We start from the raw sequence: 21,066 nt of genomic DNA on the forward strand, positions 1-21,066 counted from the left end.
GAACTATTCTTTTTTATATGTCTCAATATCTTCTTTCACCTTTGTTACCAGGTTAACGGCGCGATCTACAAGGTTTTCCGGGAATTTCTCATCTTCCCCGTATTCGACGCCGTGTGGATAATAATGCTTGCCAAGAAGCGGTGTCTTCAGCTGAATGACTGCATTTCCCCGGTCAACATCGCCTTCGACTGCATAGCCTTGTATGCGAATATAATATGTAATGTTTTTTTCCTTTGATCCAATTTTATAGTCATAAGTCACACGTTCATAATCCCATTGTCCTGCACGGATAAAGGCATGATTGCCCATCAAACGGTCCAGTGGTTTAATATCTACAATCGCTTCTTCGATTCCAGTATTTTCCAGTCTCATTTTATCCACCTCACAAAAATATCCTAACATCTTAATAATAGTAAAAAAGTATTTAACTTGCAATCGAAAAGGGATCAAATAATCGTGAAAGATATTTTCTTATTTGGGAAAGATTAAAATGTAAAGATCTTTTAAGGAGGTAATCGAATGAAAAATGTACAAGATGTTATGAGTACAGATATTGCTGTTTGCCGGAAAGAGGATACACTTTATGAAGCGGCAGCCAAAATGAGGGACAGAAATGTAGGTGTTATTCCCGTCTGCTCCGAAAACAAAGAATTGATGGGTGTTATTACGGATCGTGATCTGGTATTAAGAGGCTATGCTGAGAAAAAACCGGACACGACGACGGTCCAGGAAGTCATGAGTGATGAGCTTTATCATGCATCACAGGATACATCAGTGCAGGAAGCGGCTGATATGATGGCGAAAAAGCAAATTCGTCGTCTTCCAATTGTCGAGAATGGCAAACTTGCTGGTATTGTTTCGCTTGGAGATCTCTCCCTCGAGGATAAATCAAACGAAGCAGCAGGTAGTGCGCTCGAAGATATTTCTGAACGCCCTGAAATTCACTGATAACTGCTATTTAATATAGTATAATAAAAGCAACCGTTTTAGGCGGTTGCTTTTATTGATAGTGAAAATATAAATACTTTCTTACTGCATACGTGCAACAAAAGCCTTACGATAAGCTACGTTTTCTAATGAATAATACATGTATTAACCTGGAGACACATATAGATATTCAGACAGATTTAAAAGTTTTAATAGAAGGGGAAGCGAATATGCGGCTAATTCGAATTGTGGTATTATTAGCAGTTGTTTTCAGTGCTTATTATTTATTGGAAAAAGAGACCGTCATGGAAAAGGACCCTGGTGAAACGTCCAGTGTTGGTTTTGAACAAAAAGACACTAAACTTGAGTCCAAAGAGATACCCGAAGAGCGTACGGCCATTCCATTAGAAGGTGATACGTTTCAATTGATGAACAAGCCGGCAAGTCAGCTGAAGGAAACCTTTGGGGAACCATCGCGTAAAGCCCCGAGTGCCTATGGCTATGAATGGTGGATGTATGCAGACGATCAGGGGCAATATATTCAATTTGGAATCGAAGACAATCATGTTAAATCGGTTTATGCGCTTGGCAATGATTTATCCCTTGGACCTGCTGCAATTGGACAAACATATGACGCTATTGAAGAACAATTCTCGTTTAAGCGCGAAGTTACTTATAGTAAGGGTTCCTCCTCTTACACATTCCGGCTGAGTGATAAGGAATTACAGGAGCGCCCTTTGATTAAAGTTTCAGACGATATTTTCCTACAGCTTTATTTTGATACATTCACGGATAAACTGTCGGCTGTCCGGATGTTATCGGCTGATATTCTGTTGCTGCATCGCCCGTATGAAATCCAGTATCGCGGAAAGCTGGCGGACAAACCGGATTTTTCCGATGAACAATGGGCAAAAATTGAGCAAGGAGCGGAACAGCAAATTTTTCATATATCAAATGTTATCCGCAGCCAGCACGGGAAATCAAGTTTGACATGGGATGAAACTGTCAGTAATGTTGCCTACCTTCACAGTGAGGATATGGCGGAAAACGACTATTTTTCGCATTATGGCCAGGATGGTGATGGCTTAAAAGAACGTCTAGCCGCAAAAGATGTATTCTATCGGGCTGCAGGGGAAAATATAGCCGCTCAATACCCTGATGCTCCAGCGGCCATCCATGGTTGGCTTAATAGTGAAGGACACCGTGAAGCGCTACTGAAAGACGAATTCACACATTTAGGAGTGGGTGTCCATAGATTTTATTACACACAAAATTTTCTTCAAAAACAATAAGACGATGAAGAACTGATTGGTTTTTCGCGCACAGTATTTGCCTACCATTCATAAAATATCAGTAACTGATATTGTTACTGAGGTGAAGCGTTATGAGTGACAATCTCCATCCAAGTGTCCGGGAATTTAAAGCATTTTTGCAGAAGCACCCCAAATTGGTAGAAGAGGTCAGGAAAAACGGCAGAGGCTTCCAGGAGTACTATGAGAAATGGGCATTGCTTGGGGAAAATGATCAATTTTGGGATCAATTCAAACAAAGCGAAACCGGTAAACCGGTTAACAGGTCTAAACAAGGGAAAGCAGAGATTATGGACCGGCTGCTTCAAATGTCGGAAAATATAGATCTGGATAAGTTGCAGAAACAAGTGGATAACGTTAATAGTACCATATCAACCGTTCAGGGGCTGATCGGTCAATTCCAGTCAGACAAAGATGCTCCACAGCGGCCATTCAGAAACGACAATTTGTTTAGCGCGTTCAAAGATTAGAGGTGACATGATGCAGACACAGGTATATCAATATTTAAAGCAGTATCCTGAATTCGCTCATTTTGTTCGCCTGAATCCTGTATGGTACCGTTATTTAACACGGGAACCTCAGATGGTGCGGGAATTGGAAGGGGCATCGAAAGTGTTTTATGGCAAAACATTCTCCCAGCAGGTAGGTAAAATTGGCAGCCATGTACAGATGGTCAAGATGTTGGTTAATTTTGCCAATACTATGAAAGACTAAGTGTTTCGCTGTTTTAATCCGCTGAATTCCGTGATAAGATGGTGGTGGAGGTGAGATTATGATAGGAACGATTGAATACGCAGACATTCTGGATTACTCTGAAGTCGTGAGTGAAATGGTTTTAAAGTCTGATGTGATGGAATCGTATGAGGAAGCCCGAAAGGATCTTAATGAAGACGCCAAGGCACAACAACTGATTAAGGCGTTTAATGATATAAAAGAACACTACGAGGAAGTTCAGCGTTTTGGCAGGTATCACCCTGATTATAATGAAATTATGAAAAAGGTGCGCTCGTCAAAACGTGAAATGGATATGAATGAAAAGGTGGCCGCATTTAAAGTCGCTGAGCGTAATTTACAGAATATGCTTGACGAAATCAGCGAGTATATTGCTTTTAGCGTGAGCGATGAAATTAAAGCGCCTAAGGATGGTGCAGCATTGACCGATACAGGTTGCGGCCATGGCGGAAAATGCGGCTGCAAGGTGTCTTGATGGGCTGATCGGATTCTGGTAAACTTGATTGCAAATGGAAAGATAGTGGGGATTTTTTGATGAGATCGAAACGCCAAGGTTTGATTGTCTGGTTTCAGCATATGAAAAACATAAAACATATAAAACGGTACGGTCACTTGATTTATTCATCCAAAAAGCTAAAGTATGCCGTCATATATGTTGATCAGGAGGACTTGGACAACGTTGAATCCAAGTTACTAAAACTGCCATTTGTATCAAAAGTGGATCGTTCGTATAAACCGTTTGTACGTACCGACTTCGAAAATGCCAGACCGGATAAAGCTAAACAATATGACTATAAGATGGGCATTTAACCTTTGCGGTGAATACATATAAGGACCGCAAAGGTTTTCTTTTGGCAGTAAGAAACTATAAATACTTCTTTTTTACTGCATAAGTGCAACTTAGGCTTCCACTATAATATTAAGGACGAATGATAAGCGGATATTGAAGGAACATATAAGAAAAAACAAAAAGAAAAACCTGCAGAAAAATTTCTGCAGGTCCTTTTGTTTTCATGCCAGAAAACAAAAAGGCAAAGGGAGAGGAGAAACCGGAGGAAGAACTTATGGGGAAGTGTAAGTCTTCTCCGAGTTTTTGAAACAGCCAAGCAATTTTGAGCTGTTTCACTATGTTATTATGGACAGAAGAGATTTTTATATACATCATTTGCTTGTAAAATATAAATGTTTCATTCCGGAGGCCGTCTCAGTCAGTTACTGACGCTTGCGATTTTATGTTGATAGCTTTATTATAATTTATTGAGGTGGTAGTATGCGTGTAATTGCCGGATTCCATAAAGGACGTCAATTGGAAGCGGTGCCGGGGAGGACAACCAGACCTACATCTGATAAAGTGAAAGAAGCCGTTTTTCAGATAATGGGCCCGTTTTTTGAACAGGGTGCTTGTCTAGATTTGTTTGCCGGCAGTGGTGCTTTGGGAATTGAGGCATTAAGTAGGGGGATGGAGAAGGGAATATTTGTTGATAAACATCCTAAGGCTATACATACAATTCACGAAAATATCCGTACTCTGAAATTGGAAGACAGTAGCGAAGTGTTTCGTGCAGATTCCTTCCGTGCTTTAAATGCTATTTCTAAAAGAGAGCTTCAGTTCGATCTCATATTGCTCGACCCGCCCTACAAGAAGGCGGATTACGGTGAATTGCTGGAGACGATTGAAGAGCTGCAGCTGTTGAAGGAAACTGGCATGATTTACTGTGAGCATAACGCCTCTGAACAATTGCCTGCGGAAGCCAGCGGTTTGTATGTTATAAAACATGAAACCTATAATGACACGACAGGCATTACCATTTACAAAAGATCATAGAAAGGGGTATTGCAAATGACCCGATTAGCTGTTTGTCCGGGGAGTTTTGATCCCGTTACATATGGCCATCTTGATATTATTGAACGTGGTGCAACTGTTTTCGATCAGCTGATTGTTGCCGTTTTCAATAATCATTCCAAGGCACCGCTGTTTTCTGTCGAGGAAAAAGTGTCTTTGCTGGAGCAAAGCACTGAACATTTGCCGAATGTGTCAGTCGATACGAGTAAAGGGCTCTTGATCGACTATGCAAGAGAACATAATGCAGATGCCATATTACGCGGGTTAAGAGCAGTAAGCGATTTTGAATATGAGATGCAGATTACTTCAATGAACAGGAAGCTGGATGAAAATATCGAAACATTCTTTATGATGACTAATAATCAATACTCTTTTCTCAGTTCAAGTATCGTCAAGGAAATAGCCAAATATAAGGGAGATGTTTCTGACCTGGTTCCGTCTCCTGTTGCTAGAGCGTTACAGTCAAAGTATTAATGATTCATTCAGGTCACTTATAAAGATGCTGTGACAAAAGGACTCCGCTAAATCATAGTAATGTTCGTCTTTAAAGCTGATAATTTTAGTTTTGTCCCAGCCTCTTTTTATTTCGCATCTAATGGTCAGTAACCCTTCAAACTACGGCGTACGGCGGTTAACTGTCCCTAAATGCACGATTCCGTTCAACTAACAATCATGGGAATAAAGAACCTCTCCACTGATTGAAGTTTCATGTTACGTTTTTTGCAGGCGCCTAATTATGATAAGCGCGGCGATTGCTAATGATGCAAACGTTATGAGCGGCCCAATTTCAGCTAAGCGAAGCAAAAATTCCTGCCATGTAGCTTCGTGACCACTATCTGAGACCGGCACACCTTTGAAGTCAAATGAGGTCCTGTTCAAATATAAAGGTGTATAAAATAATGCAGTTAAAATCGCAGCAAATAACCCGTGTATGATTCGTGCAAAAAAGTATGGTGCAAACCGGATATCAGTAGGTGCGAGGATGCTTGCCACCTGTGCCTGCACTGAAAAACCGTTAAACCCGAGTACAAAGCTGACGACAATGATTTTTTCCAAAAGATTGGCTGCTTCGTCCTGGGAAATTAAATTGGCACCAAGGGTTATTTCGAATAAACCGGATAATAAAGGCAATGCCAGGTCTGCCGGTAATGTAAGAAGTTGCAAAATATATTGGAATAGCGTTGCAATGGCCGGTGTTACACCCACTATATACAGCAGTTTTGTGAAGACGGAGAATAGGATAATAAACCCGCCGACCATAACCAATGTCTGAATTGAATTTAAAACGGCATCTCCGACAATTTTTCCAAAAGGTCTGGGATCATTAACTCGCGTTTGATGCATTTCCCGAAAGGCTCTGATAATCGAAACTTTTTTCTTGTCCAGGACAGTTTTTTTCTTTTCGGCTCTCCTTCCGTAGAATCGCATACATACACCCACCAATGCATTGCCGATATAGTGGGAGGCACCCAAAATGATACCAAGCTTTACATCATAAAAAAACCCGACTGAAACAGCACCGAAAATAAACAACGGGCTGGAAGCATTGGTAAATGATACAAGCCGTTCAGCTTCGATTTGTGTCAGCTGTTTTTCCTCCCGGAGCCGTGCCGAAATTTTCGCTCCTGTCGGGTAGCCGCTTGCCATACCCATAGCCCATGCAAAGCTTCCCACGCCTGGAACATTAAATAATGGACGCATGATTGGTTCACAGAGCACGCCGATAAATTTTACGAACCCAAAACCAATCAGCAGCTCAGCTATTATAAAAAACGGCAATAATGACGGGAAAACTATCTCCCACCACATGTTCAGCCCTCGTATGCTCGCCTCTAATGACTGATCCGGATATTTTATAAGCGAAATTGCGATAAAAGCAGTTGTCCCAGCAAGTAATATTGTTTTGATTTTTTGTATCAATGCAGTGCCCCCTTAAGGATGGCTGATCCTGTACTTCCTTTTTCGATAGTAGTAAAATAATGCTAGTCTCATTTATATAAAATGATACTGAAGAGTTGTACGAGTCTATACCAATATACGCACATACCTGATGTTTTTATGACATATACTTTTGACATGCCACCCGAGTGAGTGTGCTGGTTAGATGGAAAGGAGTTTTTTAGTGAGATTCACAAAGAAGCATATTATTGCTTTAATTTTAGTGATTGGCATAGCATTTTTTATTTCAGCATATAAACTTCCCTATTACATATATAAACCTGGCGGTGCAGACGCTCTTAACCCGATTGTAGAAGTGGAAGAAGGTTACCAGAGTGAAGGCGACATGCATCTTGTTACGGTTCGCGGAGGTCAGGCGACACCGGTTCAGTATTTATGGGCAAAAATCTTGCCGAATCAGGATATCATGCCTCTAAATAAGGTGAGACCGGAAGGCGTGTCACAGGATGAATATTTTCATGCCCAGCTGCAAATGATGGAAAGTTCCCAGGAGGCATCAACAGTGGTTGCTTACGAAGCAGCCAATGAAGATATTTCGATTGACTACAATGGGGTCTATGTTGTTTCCGTTGTGGAAGGAATGCCGGCGGAGGAGGTTCTGAAAACAGGCGACCGTATCGTCGGAATTGATGGCAGTTCAATTGATGAATCCAGCGATTTGATTGGATACGTAGAAGATAAGCAAGCGGGAGATACCATAACAGTTGATGTTGTTCGTGATGAAAAGCAAATTGAAAAAGAGGTTACACTTATGGAATTCCCTGAACAGGCAAATAAGGTCGGAATTGGTATTCAACTTGTTACTGACAGGAGTGTGGAAGTGGAACCGGAAGTGAGCTTTTCCAGCGGCAGTATTGGCGGACCGAGTGCGGGGCTCATGTTTTCACTGGAAATATATGATCAGTTAACCGAAGAAGATTTGACAAAAGGCTATCAAATTGCCGGAACCGGGGAGGTGGATTATCAAGGAAACGTGCTCCGGATCGGCGGTATTGATAAAAAAGTGATCGCGGCAGATCAGGAAGGCTGTGATATCTTTTTCGCAGCGAATAACGAGGAAGCGAAAAATTCGAATTATGAAGAGGCATCAAAAACAGCTGAAGAGATAGGTACCGATATGGAAATAGTGCCTGTCAAATCGTTTGATGATGCACTACAGTATCTGCAGGATCTTGAGCCCGCCTAAAAGTGAAGTAAAGAAGTTGGGACAAAAGTAAAATGTTCATGAAATTTCTTTTGTTCCAGCCTCTTTTACTGCAAAAGTACTTTTAAAGCTTTTGGCAATAAAGCTTGAAGTGCAGCGTTTTGTTTATACCATGATTGGCGGCTGGAGTTCTTGGTGATGAAGTGCTGGTTTCTTTTCGGCAGGAATAACGCTGTAATAGGCATGGCTTGCTTTTTCTTCAATTGACAACAGCGGGCTTTCTCCTCCGGCAAGTGTTGAAATAAGCGGTACATCCATCTCTTTTTTTTGGCCATTCAAATATGACTGTCCGGTTTTTGTCATACCCAACAGTCGTACATATGGGACTGTTTGACTGCTTATAAATTGCTGGATATCAGCTTTTTTTGTATTCGTTAAAATATGCGCAAATATACGCTGGAGTCTAGTCCATGTATACCGTTTTGTTTTAATCTTGTCTATCCATTCATAAAAAGATGTGACTTCTCGGGCGGTTTTTTTAATGCGGTTTTCCAGCCCTTCATCAACACCATGGATGGCCGCAAGTTCGCCTTCGGTCATTGTCATAACGCGGTAATGGATCAGCTGAAAATATTTCTCCCATGAATGCCAGACGGTTGCCTGCTGTTTATACGTGTGCAGCTGCTGAATGGTTACGTCGGGCAGAGTGCCAGCAGCCGTTTCGGAAATGGCCTCCTGGTTTAGAAGTTCTTTACGAATACTTGTAGCACTTGCAATAGAGCCGGTAATTGCCTGCTCATGGTAGGCATTCTTTATGCGGGTAATCGTCAACGGTTCTATCGGCAATTTATTATCCAAAATCGCTTTAACATAGGCGAACCCGAGAATATTATTCGGTTTGGTCAAATCCATTTCTGATGTGGCTAAGCCTATTTTTTGATAGGCGTGCCGGCTCGCTTCCGGAAAGGAAAGGCCGAGGTTCAAGTGTTCCTGAATAGCTGCGTGGTAGATGGACTGCTCTTGCTGAAGCACGTCATAACTATTGATGAATCGGGATATATCACCGGATTCACTACCAAAACAAATGGTTGAAACGCCGATTTCATGTAATGTTTGGACAGAACCCTGAGCAAATAAATCACTGCTCTGAACGGCATATGCATATGGAAGCTCCAGCACGATATCGACGCCCGCTGACAATGCTGCTTTTGTCCGGTGGAACTTATCAATAATGGCGGGTTCACCACGCTGCAAAAATGATCCGCTCATAACAGCAATCAGACAGTCCGCTCCAGAAGCCTTCCTTGATGCTTCTATATGAAAGGCATGCCCATTATGAAATGGGTTATATTCAACAATTAAACCGCAAGCTTGCATATATTCCAGCCCTTTCTGTACTAGTTCGTTGCCCCCGCATATAACTGAGCAGATATGCGGAAAAAACACCGTATTGGGGTTGAAGGTTATTGTATCAAAAAAAGTGTTGTGGTGCATGGTTTGCTGCTGATAAAAAGGGAATAATGGTAGTAGAACATGCGTAAAGAAAATATATTGACAAAATGAATGTTTCCTTTTAAAATTACTCTTGTTGCCTTGAGGTGATACAATGAAATTTTCAGTAGCCCAAATTAAAAGGAATGCAAGCAATGAACCCTTTGCTTTCGATGATCATGTTGATGTTTCCGAACTGGAATCGATGAACAATGATATTCGCAAAATCGGCTCTGTTCACGTTAGTGGAACAGTGATGGATCAGGGGGACGACATTTTCTTCACATTTGCAATTGATGGCACGATGGTTTTACCATGTGCGCGTACATTGGTGGATGTGCCCTATCCGTTTGAAATAAGCGCAGCCGAAGTTTTCACAGAGTCACCATATGAAGCGGATGACTCGGATGATGACATTCATCCAATCGATGGGGAATTACTTGACTTAACCCCATTAATAAAGGAAAATATTTTATTGGAAGTTCCTTATCGTGTGTATTCAGATGATGCAGACGCTGTGGGCCAGGCTCCTCTCCAAGGAGATGGCTGGGAATTAGTTTCAGAAGACACAAAAGAGCAAAAACCGGATCCACGTTTGAAGAAACTGGAATCCTTGCTGGAAGATAAAGAGGAAAAGGAATAGAATCTTCCGTTCCTTGCACGATTGAAGGGGGTGTAAGCATGGCAGTACCAAAAAGAAGAACATCCAAAAAGGTGAAAAACCAACGTCGTACGCATAAAAAATTGCACGTACCAGGTATGGTGGAATGCTCGAACTGCGGTGAACTAGCAAAACCGCATCATGTATGCAAATCATGCGGGCATTATGATGGCAGAGAAGTTGTGGCAAATGATTAAATTGAACTGGTAAGTTAATTCGAACAGATCACTGCAGAAGTGATCTGTTTTTGTATATATATCCGAACTATACAAGAAAACTGAAAAGGGAAGGAAAAACGTGTATGCGCGAATTGGTCGAATACAGAACAGATGAGCTAGGCTATGGGGAAATCCTGCTGAATCGTCCGGACAAGATGAATGCTATTTCAAAGGAGATGACACGTGCGTTTAAAAATGCTCTCGAGACTGCTAGACATCAGCAGGTTAAATTTTTAGTTGTTACGGCTGCAGATGGCCGAATGTTCTGCGCCGGTGGAGATTTACAGGATCTGCATGGTCATTTAACATCTGAGGAAGCTTTTACTGTATTATATCCAATGAAGGAAGTGCTTTATGAACTGGCTTCTTTTCCCATTCCAACCATATGTTTATTAAATGGGGATGCAGTTGGCGGCGGCTGCGAAATTGCGACAGCCTGTGATATTCGGATTGCAAAAGCAAATACCCGGTTTGGATTTGTCCAGACAAAACTGGGGATCACACCTGGATGGGGCGGTGGAACCCTTTTGTACGAGAAAGTTCATTCAAGTTTTGCATTTCAATGGCTCATGGAAGCGGCATTGTATCAGGCAGACATCCTGCAAAACAAGGGATGGATTCAAAAAGTTGCGAGCGACAAAGAATGGGATGACAGGGAAACCCTCTTAAAACCGTATCTTTCAAAATCGCTAGAACAAATGAAAATATTAAAGATGCAATACCAGAAAAAGCTATCTATTTTACCGCTTTCTGCACAAATGAATGATGAGGTTAGAAATTGTGCTAAGTTATGGGAGACAAAGGAACACAAAGAGGCAGTCCGGGAATTTATGTCCAGAAATGAAGAATAGATACTCTTTCAAAAAAATGACTGTGAACGATTCTACCACACCTACCTTTTGCATACATTGATAGCAAGTGCATAAGGAGGGATGTTATGAATGCAACACGGCAGGATGCTTGGACGAAGGATGAAGATATTTTATTGGCAGAGACCGTTCTTCGTCATATAAGAGAGGGGAAGACCCAGCTCGAGGCATTTAAAGATGTCGCAAAGCAGCTATCAAGAACATCAGCGGCATGCGGCTTTCGCTGGAACGCCTCTATTCGTAAAGAATATCAGGATGCTATTGAAAACGCTAAACAAGACCGGAAACAAAGTAATCGGCAACAAACGCTGGTTCAATATGACACAACAGTTAATGGAGAGCCGGATCCAATTGATGCGGCTATTTCTTTACTAGAGAACATGCGGAATCATACCAATGGTGATCATCAATTGTTTCATAATGAAGAGGAAGTAACACAACAACAGCTGATAAAAGAGAATGAAGCGCTTAAAACACAACTGAGCCGCTATGAGCAGGCATGGACGGAAATGGGAAAAATATGGGCCTGGGTTAATGAGCCTCGGAAATGAATGATAAAGACATGAATGATTGGAATACGCCATTCATGTCTTTTATTTTTGCAGTTAAGATGGTGAAAGATATGTTAGAAGTTATCAAAAAGGAAAAGGCTGCTAAATCCCCGTCAGGTCATGTCGGGTATTATGTCAGCAGCCAGGTTGTTCAATTCAAACCTCTTTTTCTTCAACTCCCTCAGGCATCCATATCAGCGGATTTTCCCCAAGGTCTCTTTCCATGTCGTATTTTGCTTTTTGGAATCCCATTTTTTCCCAGAATCCATGAGAATTAATTCGTGGATTAGTCTTGATTGGCAGATTAAAACTCTTGGCGAAATCTACCAGGGCCTTCCCGTAATGTCTGCCGCGATAGTCTGGTAAAACCTCAAGTTTCCATAGCTCCAGATAATCCTGCGTCGGCTCAAAGTAGGCATCATATTTTGCGCTGACTCTATATAAACTCATGCGCGCAATCAGGTTATGGCCTACATGAATTCCATAGAATGGCGATTCACTGTTATTCTCAACGATATTGTTCTGGAGGTCTTCCATCATGGAAAGTTCCTGGTTTCCATATTCTTTAAATCGTTTAAATTGCTCCAAAGTTTTATAATTGATCAAGAGTTTTTCGACTTCATTACTCAATTTATCCTTCCCCCTTCAAACATAAGTATTTAGAATTTCTTTATTATTAATTATAATATAAAAAAGCCGGAAAGGGAATGAAAGAAATAAACCTTACAGCGAAGACTTGTTTATACTGTTATCATTGTAGTAATAACTGGTTCGCTGAAAAGTGGAAAAGGGGTTAAATGACGGGAAATGATATTTGATTTAGTTGCTTATTTCATTGGCTTAATCATTACACTTCCGGTGCTTGCCACCTCGATTGTTTATATTATTGGCAGGAAAGTGCATCAACATCATTGGAAAGCAATTCATACTGCAGTGAATTGGACAACATTTCTTTACATTATTGCTGTCATAACGATGTTTAAAACAATCTTCGGGAGAACATTTTTTGGAATAATTCTATTGATTTTACTGACGCTGTTCACAGCTATTGTGGTGATTCGATGGAAAATGTATACGGAAGTTATCTTTAAAAAAATATTTAAAGTTTTTTGGCGTATCTGCTTTTTGCTGTTTCTATTGTTGTACTGCTTATTCATTTTGATAGGGATTGTTCTTCAATTCGTGTAATAGTCAATCAGAATGAATGCAATCCAACGCTGTTTTATGTAAAATGTGTTAAGGACATATATGATTACAATAAAGGAGCATGCGACCGATGCGGATCACGCCAATTACATTGCAAACACAAAATGCACTAATATATGATTACCGAAACAGCAAGTCCGGGATTTTGGAGCATTTTGACTATGATCCATACCTGGAATCGACATACCAATCCAGAGCAAAGGCATTGCAGTCTAAACAAATTGACCGTGAAAACCTGACAGATGCGTTAGTCAGAATGAACAGGCGATGGGATGCTCCTCAACCTACATACCGTAATATAGAAAGGCTGAAGAAGAATAACAGCGTTGTTGTTATCGGGGGACAGCAGGCAGGTCTTATGACAGGGCCGATGTATACCATTAACAAAATCATATCGATTATCCAATTTGCCAAACAACAGGAGTCCGAACTTCAGATACCAGTTGTGCCGGTTTTTTGGATAGCCGGTGAAGACCATGACTTTGCGGAAATCAATCATATTTATTTGCCTCAACATAACACCATGAAAAAATACCAGCTGCAACAGCAGATACAAGAAAAACGTCCAGTTTCAGATATTGCAATTGATCAACCAATAGCCCGTCAATGGCTTGACCAGCTATTTGCGCAGTTGAATGAGACAGCGTATACGAAAAACCTGTATCAGACAATCCAGGACTGTTTGCAGGAGTCGGATACCTATGTGGATTTTTTCGCACGGGTTATTTATCAATTGTTCGATGATGAAGGTGTTGTTCTTGCTGATTCCGGTGATTCTGTCATGCGGGAGATGGAACGGGACCATTTTATAACCTTGATTGAAAATCAGAAAGACATCAGTTCCGGTGTTCACCGATCATTACAACAACTGAACCAAAAAGGTTATGCTGTTTCACTTGAGACAGAGCCTGATGATGCACATCTCTTTTATCATGAGGGTGATGATAGAATATTGCTTACAAGAGATGAGGAGGGGAACTGGGCAGGAAAACAGGAGGAAGTCCTTTTAACAACAGAAGAACTCATGGAGACAGCAAATAATAATCCATCAAAACTGAGTAATAATGTAGTAACAAGACCAGTTATGCAGGAATGTTTATTTCCGACATTGGCATTTATCGGCGGCCCGGGTGAAGTTGGTTACTGGTCAGCCTTAAAGCCCGCTTTTCATGCGGCTGGTATGGAGATGCCTCCGGTACTGCCGCGATTGTCCTTTACTTTTATTGACCGGCGGGTGGAAAAATCATTGCGGCAATATGCGATTGATGAGGAAAACGCCATTAATCATGGCGTTGACTCCTTGAAAATCGAATGGCTGGCTAACCAGAATGGACCGCCAGTGCAGAAGGTTGCCTCTGAAATCAGGCAGGCCGTTGATACCGCACATAGACCATTAAGGGATATCGCAAGAGGGATACGTTCCGATTTAGGTGAATTGGCTGATAAAAATTTGTATTATTTGAATGAGGATATTAAATATCTGGAAGAGCGTATTATGAAAGGTCTAGAGGAAAGGCATACAAAGCATCTGAATGAATTTGACCTGATCCAAAACACGCTTCATCCCAAAAATGGGCTGCAGGAGAGAGTTTGGAATCCATTAGTCTGGTTGAACAAATACGGTTCCGGTTTTATCAGAGAACTGACAAGCCAGCCATGTTCATTCCTGGACGCGCACCATATTGTTTATCTATAGCATGATAAACTTAAATCGACCAAGTGAAACTTTAATCAGTGGTTTTTATCCCCACCTTCCTCCACTTTTTCAAAATAAGTGGAGAAAAGGTGGGGGTTTTTTATTGTAATAGTTTTTAAATGGCTTGGTCACAGTATTTAGGCTGTGGACTGAAAAGTTCATATATATTCTTTCCTCATTGGTTTATAACGCGTTAGTCCTATTTTTTAATTTAGAAGGAAAAAATTTTGAAAAAGAAGTGGTGAATTGTGGGGGAATGTGGTAACATAGGGTGTAAGAAAGTGGGGCGTACTCTATGTTCATGGGTGAATACCAGCACAATATCGATACAAAGGGACGAATTATTGTGCCTGCCAAGTTCCGTGAAGACCTTGGGGAAAGCTTTGTTGTCACCCGTGGACTTGATAAATGTTTATTTGCGTACCCAATGGAAGAATGGAAATTGCTGGAGGAAAAGTTGAAAAAGCTCCCACTTACCAAGAAGGACGCCCGTGCTTTCACAAGATTTTTCTTCTCTGGAGCAGTTGAATGTGAAGTGGACAAGCAGGGAAGAATAAACATTCCCCAACCTCTGCGCCAATATGCCGGTCTTGACAAGGAATGTGTTGTCATTGGTGTATCCAACCGCGTTGAATTCTGGGCCAATGAAAACTGGGAAGAGTATTTCAATGACTCCGAAGAATCTTTTGGTGAAATTGCCGAGAATCTGATGGACTTTGATATTTAAATGTGGCAGAGACAGGATGAAAGTCTATGTTTAATCATTACAGTGTATTAGCAGAAGAAGTGCTGGTTGGGATGGCTATAAGGAAGGATGGTACATATGTGGACTGTACCGTCGGCGGTGGCGGTCACGCTGAGCGTATTGCTTCCCAGTTAAATGAAAATGGGCTGCTGATAGCGTTTGACCAGGATATGGAGGCACTGAAGGCAGCGGAAAAACGGCTGGAGCCATTTAAAAATCGTACCCTTTTTATTCATGCCAACTTTAGAGAAATAGAGGAGCAATTGGCTTCCCGCCAAATTAGGCATGTAGATGGTTTTCTGTTTGATCTTGGTGTGTCATCGCCTCAGTTTGATCGTGGTGACAGAGGGTTCAGTTATCAGCATAATGCGAAACTTGATATGCGTATGAACCAGCATCAGGAATTGAACGCCCGAGAAGTTATAAACGAATGGCCGTATAACCAGCTGGTAAAAATTTTCTTCAGCTATGGTGAAGAGAAATTTTCCAAGCAAATCGCCCGTAAAATTGAGGATGCCAGGAAAGTAAATCCGATTGAAACGACGTTTGACTTGGTTGACATCATAAAAGAAGCAATTCCAGCACCTGCCCGGAGAAAAGGAGGGCATCCTGCGAAACGAATTTTTCAGGCTCTTCGAATTGCCGTGAATGATGAGCTGAGTGCTTTCAATGATGCGCTTCACCAGGCTGCACGTGTTGTTGATATCCATGGGAGAATTGCCGTCATAACGTTTCACTCATTGGAAGACAGACTTTGCAAACAGGCTTTTAAAAAATGGAGTACGGCAAAACCGGTACCAAGAAACCTACCGGTCATACCCGAGGACCATCAAGCGCCATTTAAATTAGTCAATAAAAAGCCGGTTGTGCCAAGCGAAAAAGAAGTTGATGAAAACAGACGGTCACGCTCTGCTAAATTGCGTATCAGTGAAAAAATTCAAGAATGGAATGAAGAATTTTCATATAAAGAAGGGTGGAAAAAATCATGAATGAAAATCTTGCCCGCAGCTGGAAAGAGTCATATTCGCCAAACGAAGCAGGACAGGAACAACAAACAGTCGTTAAAGTACATAAGAAGAACTGGATCACGATAGGCGAAAAGGTGTTGTATTCCGGAGTAAGCGCTATGCTGATTGCAGCGAGTATCTATGTTGTGTCATTTGCTTCTTCAACAGACACATTGAACAGGGAATTGCAATCACTTGAACAATCGGTACAGCATCAGAAAGTAACCAATGAAGGCCTGGTTTATGAAAAGAAGCAGCTAAGCAGACCTGAACGCATCACAAGAATTGCAAAAGAAAATGGATTAAAAGTACAGGATACACGGGTAGAACAGGCAACAGCGTTTAAGAACAACTAAGATAAGGCGGATGTATGATGAAGAAAAACAAGAAAACACATATTATGTCCGGGGTTCTAATTGTTTTGTTTGTCGGCATATTTCTGCTTATTTCCGGAAGGTTTTTATATATTCAGGCTACCGGAGAAATTGCCGGCATTTCACTTGATAAATGGGCTGATGAGAAGCGTACTGCGTCTTACACCCTTGATGCGGAACGGGGAAAAATTTATGGCCGGAATGGCATGACACTAGCATATGACCGTCCTACATACAGGATCCAGGCAATTGTAGGGGAATCACACACACAAAACGAGGAGGAGCCGCTTCATGTAGTAAATCCGGAAAAGACTGCAGAAAAGCTGGCTCCTTTATTAGATGCGGATAAAAGCTATCTGCTGAATCAAATGAAAGAAGGAATTGAGGGAGGCCGATTTCAAGTAGAATTTGGAAGTGCGGGTAAAGAAATCTCCCAGAACACGAAAGAAAAAATTGAAGAACTTGAACTGCCGGGAATTAAATTTAAGGAAGAACCGATACGTTATTATCCGAATGGAATGTTTGCATCGCAAATTATCGGATTCGCTCAGAAGAAGAATAACACGATCAACGGCATCACCGGGATCGAAAAACAGATGAATAAGTTTCTGAGTGGTAAAGATGGGTCTATTTCATATCAACGTGATCAATATAATGACAAACTATTAAACCCGGAGGAAGTCGTCAAACAGCCGGAGGACGGCGGGGATGTTTATTTAACAATTGATCAGAAGATACAGACATTGCTCGAGGATGTCATGACACAAATGAATGAAACCTATGAACCCGAACGGATGACAGCCGCCGTGATGGATCCCAAAACAGGTGAGATCCTGGCGATGAGCAACCGTCCAAGCTATAACCCCAATAATCCCTCCGATGTAGAAAATTGGTATAATGATGTGATCGCTACACCAGTTGAACCGGGATCAACAATGAAAATGTTCACATGGGCTGCGGCAATTGAGGAAGGTGTTTACAATGGTGATGAATCGCTTGAATCAGGTACTTACAAAATAAGTGACCGTGTGGCCCCGGTAAGAGATCATAACGGTGGTGAAGGCTGGGGGTCAATCACGTATGATGAAGGGTTTGCCCGTTCCTCGAACGTTGCAGCATCCAAGCTGGTTTGGGAAAAGATTGGAACCGAGAAATATCTGGAATATCTAAAAGGATTTGACTTTGATGAAAAAACAGGCATCGATTTGCCGGGAGAGGCAACGGGGCAACTCGTTTACAACTATCCGCGCGATAAAATCACCACAGCTTTCGGTCAGGCAAGCACTGTGACACCGATCCAGCAAATGAAGGCGGCGTCGGCAATAGCAAACGATGGGAAAATGGTCAAACCGTACGTCATATCTAAAAAGGTTGATTCGTCTACCGGCGAAACAATAGAAGAAAAATCACCCGAAGTCACCAGTAAACCTATTTCAAAAGAAACCTCAGATCAGGTGATGAACTTATTGGGGTCGGTCGTTTCCTCTGAGAATGGGACGGGGAAAGAATATAAGCTTGATGATTACTCTGTTGCAGGCAAAACGGGTACAGCCCAGATTAGTGAAGACGGCAGTTATTTAACCGGACACGGAAATTATATGTATTCGTTTCTTGGAATGGCTCCCAAGGACGACCCGCAGCTATTGATGTATGTATCGGTTAAACAGCCCGATTTAAAAGCTACAGAGACCGGTTCAGCTCCTGTATCATTCATATTCAAAAATGTCATGGAGAACAGCTTGCATTATTTGAGTATCGAACCTGACAAAGAAACAGACAAACAGATTGAGCCGGTTGAATTGCCGGAAATGACGGGGAAAGAGACATCCGGAATTCAAGAAGAACTTGCCAGTAAGGGATTAAACGTGTCGGTTATCGGCTCAGGTAAAACCATTAAAAAGGCGAGTGCTGCGGCAGGTGATGAACTGTTGCCGGGTGACCGGATCATTCTCATTACTGATGAGCCGACAATGCCCGATATCACCGGCTGGTCATTAAGAGATGTCATGCAGCTGGCTGAATTGATGTCACTCGATGTTGAACCGATCGGCAATGGATATGTCACTAATCAAAGCATTAAGAAAGGGACACCGCTAAAAAATAACGATTATTTAGGTGTTGAACTCCAACAGCCTGAAACGGATGCCCAAGAGTCTGAGCAATCAGGTTAACTAAATAAGTAGCGGAAACGACTGCGAGTGAACCACGCCCGTTTTTTTAGGGCGTGGTTCGCTATTTCGGCTTGACATGCAATGTTCTATTCCATTTTCAATATTCATATAGTGAATACAAGCCTACCTATGAATATGAGAAGGGGGATGGAATATGAAACGCGTATCATCTGTAACTGTACGAAAGCGAATAATTGCCGTTTTCCTTATCGGTTTATTGTTTTTCGTCATAATCGATTTCCGGCTGGGCTTTGTTCAGTTTATGATGGGAGATGAACTGATGAAGCGCGCTGACGAATCCTGGAGCAGGGATATTACGTTTGAACCTGAACGCGGAAAGATATTGGACAGGCAGGGAGAAGTGCTGGCAGAAAATGTGTCTGCACCATCTGTCATTGTTGTCCCAAAGCAGGTGAAAAACCCCCAGGATACAGCTGGAAAAATCGCTGACATATTGGAAATCTCCGAACAGGATGCCTATGATTATGTTACGAAAGACGCTGTTTATACCAGAGTACATCCTGAGGGCAGGAAAATAAGTGAGGAACAGGAAGAAGCGTTCCGTACATTAAACATGGACGGTATTTATCTGGCAAAAGATTCAAAACGCCATTACCCATTTGAGGATGATTTATCACACGTATTAGGCTTTGCGGGTATCGATAACCAGGGTTTAATGGGACTTGAACAATTTTATAATGATAAATTAAATGGGGAAGAAGGAAGTTTATCGTTTTATTCTGACGCTAAAGGGAAAAAACTTGAGCAAATTGCCGATGACTATGAAGCGCCAACAGACGGTCTCAATTTAAAGACAACGATTGATTCCAAAGTCCAGACAATCATGGAGCGGGAGCTGGATCTTGCCGTATCGCAATATAATCCTGACGGCGCTATGGCAATTGCAGTTGATCCGGATACAGGAGGCGTACTTGGGATGTCGTCGCGGCCAAACTTTAACCCGGAAAATTACCAGAATGTTGATCCTGAAATATATGACCGTAATTTGCCGATTTGGAGCACTTATGAGCCGGGGTCGACCTTTAAAATCATTACACTGGCAGCTGCACTTGAAGAGAATACGGTGGATCTTGAAAAAGATGAGTTTCATGACGATGGCGACATATCCGTAGGGGGGACAGAACTGCATTGCTGGAAGAGCGGTGGTCATGGCCATCAAACGTACCTGGAGGTTGTGCAAAATTCGTGTAACCCTGGTTTTGTACAAATGGGGACCGATCTAGGCAAGGAAAAGCTGTTCAGTTATATTAACGATTTCGGATTCGGGAAAAAGACAGGCATTGACCTTCGCGGTGAAGGGAACGGAATATTGTTTGAACCAGAAAATATAGGACCTGTTGAGCTGGCAACAACATCTTTCGGGCAGGGCGTATCCGTTACACCTATCCAGCAGGTCATGGCTGTCTCCGCGGCGGTTAATGGCGGTGAACTCTATAAGCCGTTTATTGCAAAGGAGTGGATCGATCCGCAAACCGGGGAGACAGTGGAAAAGGTGGAGCCGACATTAAAGGAAAATATCATTTCAGAATCTACATCAGAAGAGGTCCGTCATGCACTTGAAAGTGTTGTTGCAGAAGGAACCGGCCGCCCGGCGTATGTTGATGGTTATCGTGTGGGGGGGAAAACCGGTACAGCCCAGAAAGTCGGACCGGATGGCAATTATTTAAAAAACAATTACATCGTGTCGTTTATGGGATTTGCCCCGGCAGATGATCCGGAAATCGTGGTTTATGTTGCAGTGGATAATCCGAAAGGTACTGCCCAGTTTGGCGGTGTTGTCTCAGCACCTATCGTCGGGACCATTATCGGAGACAGTTTGCGTGCAATGGGAGTTGAACCGAGAGAAGGCGGCCCGGAGAAAGAATATACATGGCCGGATAAACCAAAAGTTGAGGTTCCGGATTTAATCGGTATGAGCAAAGGTGAATTGACCGAATATCAGACGAATTTATCAATTGAAACAAGCGGGTCCGGTGAGCATATTATCGATCAAGCCCCAAGCCCCGGAACAAAAATTGAACAAGGCGAAAAAATAAGAATTTATCTCTCTGACAAAAATTCATCGTGAACAGGCTAAATTTTTGCTATAATGTAAAAGGCTCAACTGTTAAGATAAAGTCGAGGTGCCAGGAGCCGGTTTT

At 42.0% G+C, this 21,066-nt stretch carries 24 protein-coding genes; 20 read left to right on the top strand and 4 right to left on the bottom strand.

Features of this window, described 5'->3' with window-relative positions; all coding sequences use genetic code 11:
* Positions 1 to 3: 3 nt before the first annotated feature.
* Positions 4 to 372, bottom strand: coding sequence for a YugN family protein (locus ON01_RS07570; protein WP_010530424.1), 369 nt, complete (start codon positions 370 to 372; stop codon positions 4 to 6).
* 147 nt (positions 373 to 519) lie between these two features.
* On the opposite strand from ON01_RS07570, the gene ON01_RS07575 reads away from it, so the two are divergent.
* From ON01_RS07575 to coaD, 8 genes are all read left to right on the top strand, one after another.
* Positions 520 to 948 (top strand): CBS domain-containing protein, encoded by a 429-nt coding sequence (locus ON01_RS07575; RefSeq protein WP_010530425.1) that lies wholly within the window; start codon positions 520 to 522, stop codon positions 946 to 948.
* A 209-nt stretch (positions 949 to 1,157) separates the two neighbouring features.
* A complete protein-coding gene (locus ON01_RS07580) occupies positions 1,158 to 2,219 on the top strand; it encodes a CAP domain-containing protein (RefSeq protein ID WP_010530426.1) in 1,062 nt (353 codons plus the stop codon).
* A gap of 92 nt (positions 2,220 to 2,311) precedes the next feature.
* Positions 2,312 to 2,707: a YlbD family protein gene (gene ylbD, locus ON01_RS07585; RefSeq protein WP_010530427.1), complete on the top strand. Its 396-nt coding sequence runs from the start codon at positions 2,312 to 2,314 to the stop codon at positions 2,705 to 2,707.
* Positions 2,708 to 2,717: 10 nt separating this feature from the next.
* A complete protein-coding gene (locus ON01_RS07590; RefSeq protein ID WP_010530428.1) occupies positions 2,718 to 2,951 on the top strand; it encodes a YlbE-like family protein in 234 nt (77 codons plus the stop codon).
* 58 nt (positions 2,952 to 3,009) lie between these two features.
* Positions 3,010 to 3,444 carry a YlbF/YmcA family competence regulator gene (locus ON01_RS07595; protein ID WP_010530429.1) on the top strand — a complete coding sequence of 145 codons (435 nt, stop codon included), beginning with the start codon at positions 3,010 to 3,012 and terminating at the stop codon, positions 3,442 to 3,444.
* Positions 3,445 to 3,503: 59 nt separating this feature from the next.
* Positions 3,504 to 3,779 (top strand): YlbG family protein, encoded by a 276-nt coding sequence (locus tag ON01_RS07600; protein ID WP_010530430.1) that lies wholly within the window; start codon positions 3,504 to 3,506, stop codon positions 3,777 to 3,779.
* A 460-nt stretch (positions 3,780 to 4,239) separates the two neighbouring features.
* Positions 4,240 to 4,794 carry a 16S rRNA (guanine(966)-N(2))-methyltransferase RsmD gene (rsmD, locus tag ON01_RS07605; protein ID WP_010530431.1) on the top strand — a complete coding sequence of 185 codons (555 nt, stop codon included), beginning with the start codon at positions 4,240 to 4,242 and terminating at the stop codon, positions 4,792 to 4,794.
* A gap of 15 nt (positions 4,795 to 4,809) precedes the next feature.
* On the top strand, positions 4,810 to 5,286 hold the full coding sequence (coaD, locus tag ON01_RS07610; RefSeq protein ID WP_010530432.1) for a pantetheine-phosphate adenylyltransferase: 477 nt from the start codon (positions 4,810 to 4,812) through the stop codon (positions 5,284 to 5,286).
* Between the two features lie 237 nt (positions 5,287 to 5,523).
* Here the strand turns inward: coaD and ylbJ are convergent, their stop codons facing one another.
* On the bottom strand, positions 5,524 to 6,732 hold the full coding sequence (gene ylbJ, locus ON01_RS07615) for a sporulation integral membrane protein YlbJ (RefSeq protein WP_010530433.1): 1,209 nt from the start codon (positions 6,730 to 6,732) through the stop codon (positions 5,524 to 5,526).
* A gap of 202 nt (positions 6,733 to 6,934) precedes the next feature.
* On the opposite strand from ylbJ, the gene ON01_RS07620 reads away from it, so the two are divergent.
* Entirely contained in the window at positions 6,935 to 7,957 is a 1,023-nt protein-coding gene (locus ON01_RS07620) for a SepM family pheromone-processing serine protease (protein ID WP_010530434.1), read from the top strand.
* Positions 7,958 to 8,080: 123 nt separating this feature from the next.
* On the opposite strand, the gene ON01_RS07625 is transcribed toward ON01_RS07620, so the two are convergent.
* Entirely contained in the window at positions 8,081 to 9,292 is a 1,212-nt protein-coding gene (locus tag ON01_RS07625; RefSeq protein ID WP_010530435.1) for a nucleotidyltransferase, read from the bottom strand.
* 229 nt (positions 9,293 to 9,521) lie between these two features.
* Between ON01_RS07625 and ON01_RS07630 the strand changes: the two genes are divergently transcribed.
* From ON01_RS07630 to ON01_RS07645, 4 genes are all read left to right on the top strand, one after another.
* Positions 9,522 to 10,049 (top strand): YceD family protein, encoded by a 528-nt coding sequence (locus tag ON01_RS07630; RefSeq protein ID WP_010530436.1) that lies wholly within the window; start codon positions 9,522 to 9,524, stop codon positions 10,047 to 10,049.
* A 38-nt stretch (positions 10,050 to 10,087) separates the two neighbouring features.
* Positions 10,088 to 10,264 (top strand): 50S ribosomal protein L32, encoded by a 177-nt coding sequence (gene rpmF / locus ON01_RS07635; protein ID WP_010530437.1) that lies wholly within the window; start codon positions 10,088 to 10,090, stop codon positions 10,262 to 10,264.
* Positions 10,265 to 10,368: 104 nt separating this feature from the next.
* Entirely contained in the window at positions 10,369 to 11,136 is a 768-nt protein-coding gene (locus tag ON01_RS07640; RefSeq protein WP_040912363.1) for an enoyl-CoA hydratase/isomerase family protein, read from the top strand.
* Positions 11,137 to 11,222: 86 nt separating this feature from the next.
* On the top strand, positions 11,223 to 11,705 hold the full coding sequence (locus ON01_RS07645; protein ID WP_010530439.1) for an RsfA family transcriptional regulator: 483 nt from the start codon (positions 11,223 to 11,225) through the stop codon (positions 11,703 to 11,705).
* A gap of 156 nt (positions 11,706 to 11,861) precedes the next feature.
* On the opposite strand, the gene ON01_RS07650 is transcribed toward ON01_RS07645, so the two are convergent.
* On the bottom strand, positions 11,862 to 12,335 hold the full coding sequence (locus ON01_RS07650) for an N-acetyltransferase (protein WP_010530440.1): 474 nt from the start codon (positions 12,333 to 12,335) through the stop codon (positions 11,862 to 11,864).
* 177 nt (positions 12,336 to 12,512) lie between these two features.
* Between ON01_RS07650 and ON01_RS07655 the strand changes: the two genes are divergently transcribed.
* The 7 genes from ON01_RS07655 (at position 12,513) to ON01_RS07685 (ending at position 20,993) form a co-directional block, all read left to right on the top strand.
* The gene (locus tag ON01_RS07655) at positions 12,513 to 12,893 is read left to right on the top strand and encodes a DUF3397 family protein (protein WP_010530441.1); all 381 of its coding nucleotides are present in this window, start codon (positions 12,513 to 12,515) and stop codon (positions 12,891 to 12,893) included.
* Between the two features lie 88 nt (positions 12,894 to 12,981).
* Complete coding sequence (gene bshC / locus ON01_RS07660; RefSeq protein WP_010530442.1) at positions 12,982 to 14,607, top strand: bacillithiol biosynthesis cysteine-adding enzyme BshC; 1,626 nt, start codon at positions 12,982 to 12,984, stop codon at positions 14,605 to 14,607.
* 295 nt (positions 14,608 to 14,902) lie between these two features.
* Complete coding sequence (gene mraZ / locus ON01_RS07665; RefSeq protein ID WP_010530443.1) at positions 14,903 to 15,334, top strand: division/cell wall cluster transcriptional repressor MraZ; 432 nt, start codon at positions 14,903 to 14,905, stop codon at positions 15,332 to 15,334.
* Between the two features lie 26 nt (positions 15,335 to 15,360).
* Entirely contained in the window at positions 15,361 to 16,341 is a 981-nt protein-coding gene (gene rsmH / locus ON01_RS07670; RefSeq protein ID WP_010530444.1) for a 16S rRNA (cytosine(1402)-N(4))-methyltransferase RsmH, read from the top strand.
* Entirely contained in the window at positions 16,338 to 16,715 is a 378-nt protein-coding gene (gene ftsL / locus ON01_RS07675; RefSeq protein WP_010530445.1) for a cell division protein FtsL, read from the top strand. Before rsmH ends, ftsL begins: the two co-directional genes overlap by 4 nt.
* A gap of 17 nt (positions 16,716 to 16,732) precedes the next feature.
* Positions 16,733 to 18,904, top strand: a complete 2,172-nt coding sequence (locus tag ON01_RS07680) for a penicillin-binding protein (protein ID WP_010530446.1) — start codon at positions 16,733 to 16,735, stop codon at positions 18,902 to 18,904.
* A 154-nt stretch (positions 18,905 to 19,058) separates the two neighbouring features.
* Positions 19,059 to 20,993, top strand: a complete 1,935-nt coding sequence (locus ON01_RS07685) for a stage V sporulation protein D (protein ID WP_010530447.1) — start codon at positions 19,059 to 19,061, stop codon at positions 20,991 to 20,993.
* Positions 20,994 to 21,066 lie beyond the last annotated feature (73 nt).

The sequence above is a fragment of the Lentibacillus jeotgali genome, from assembly GCF_000224785.1.
Classification (GTDB): Bacteria; Bacillota; Bacilli; order Bacillales; family Amphibacillaceae; genus Lentibacillus; species Lentibacillus jeotgali.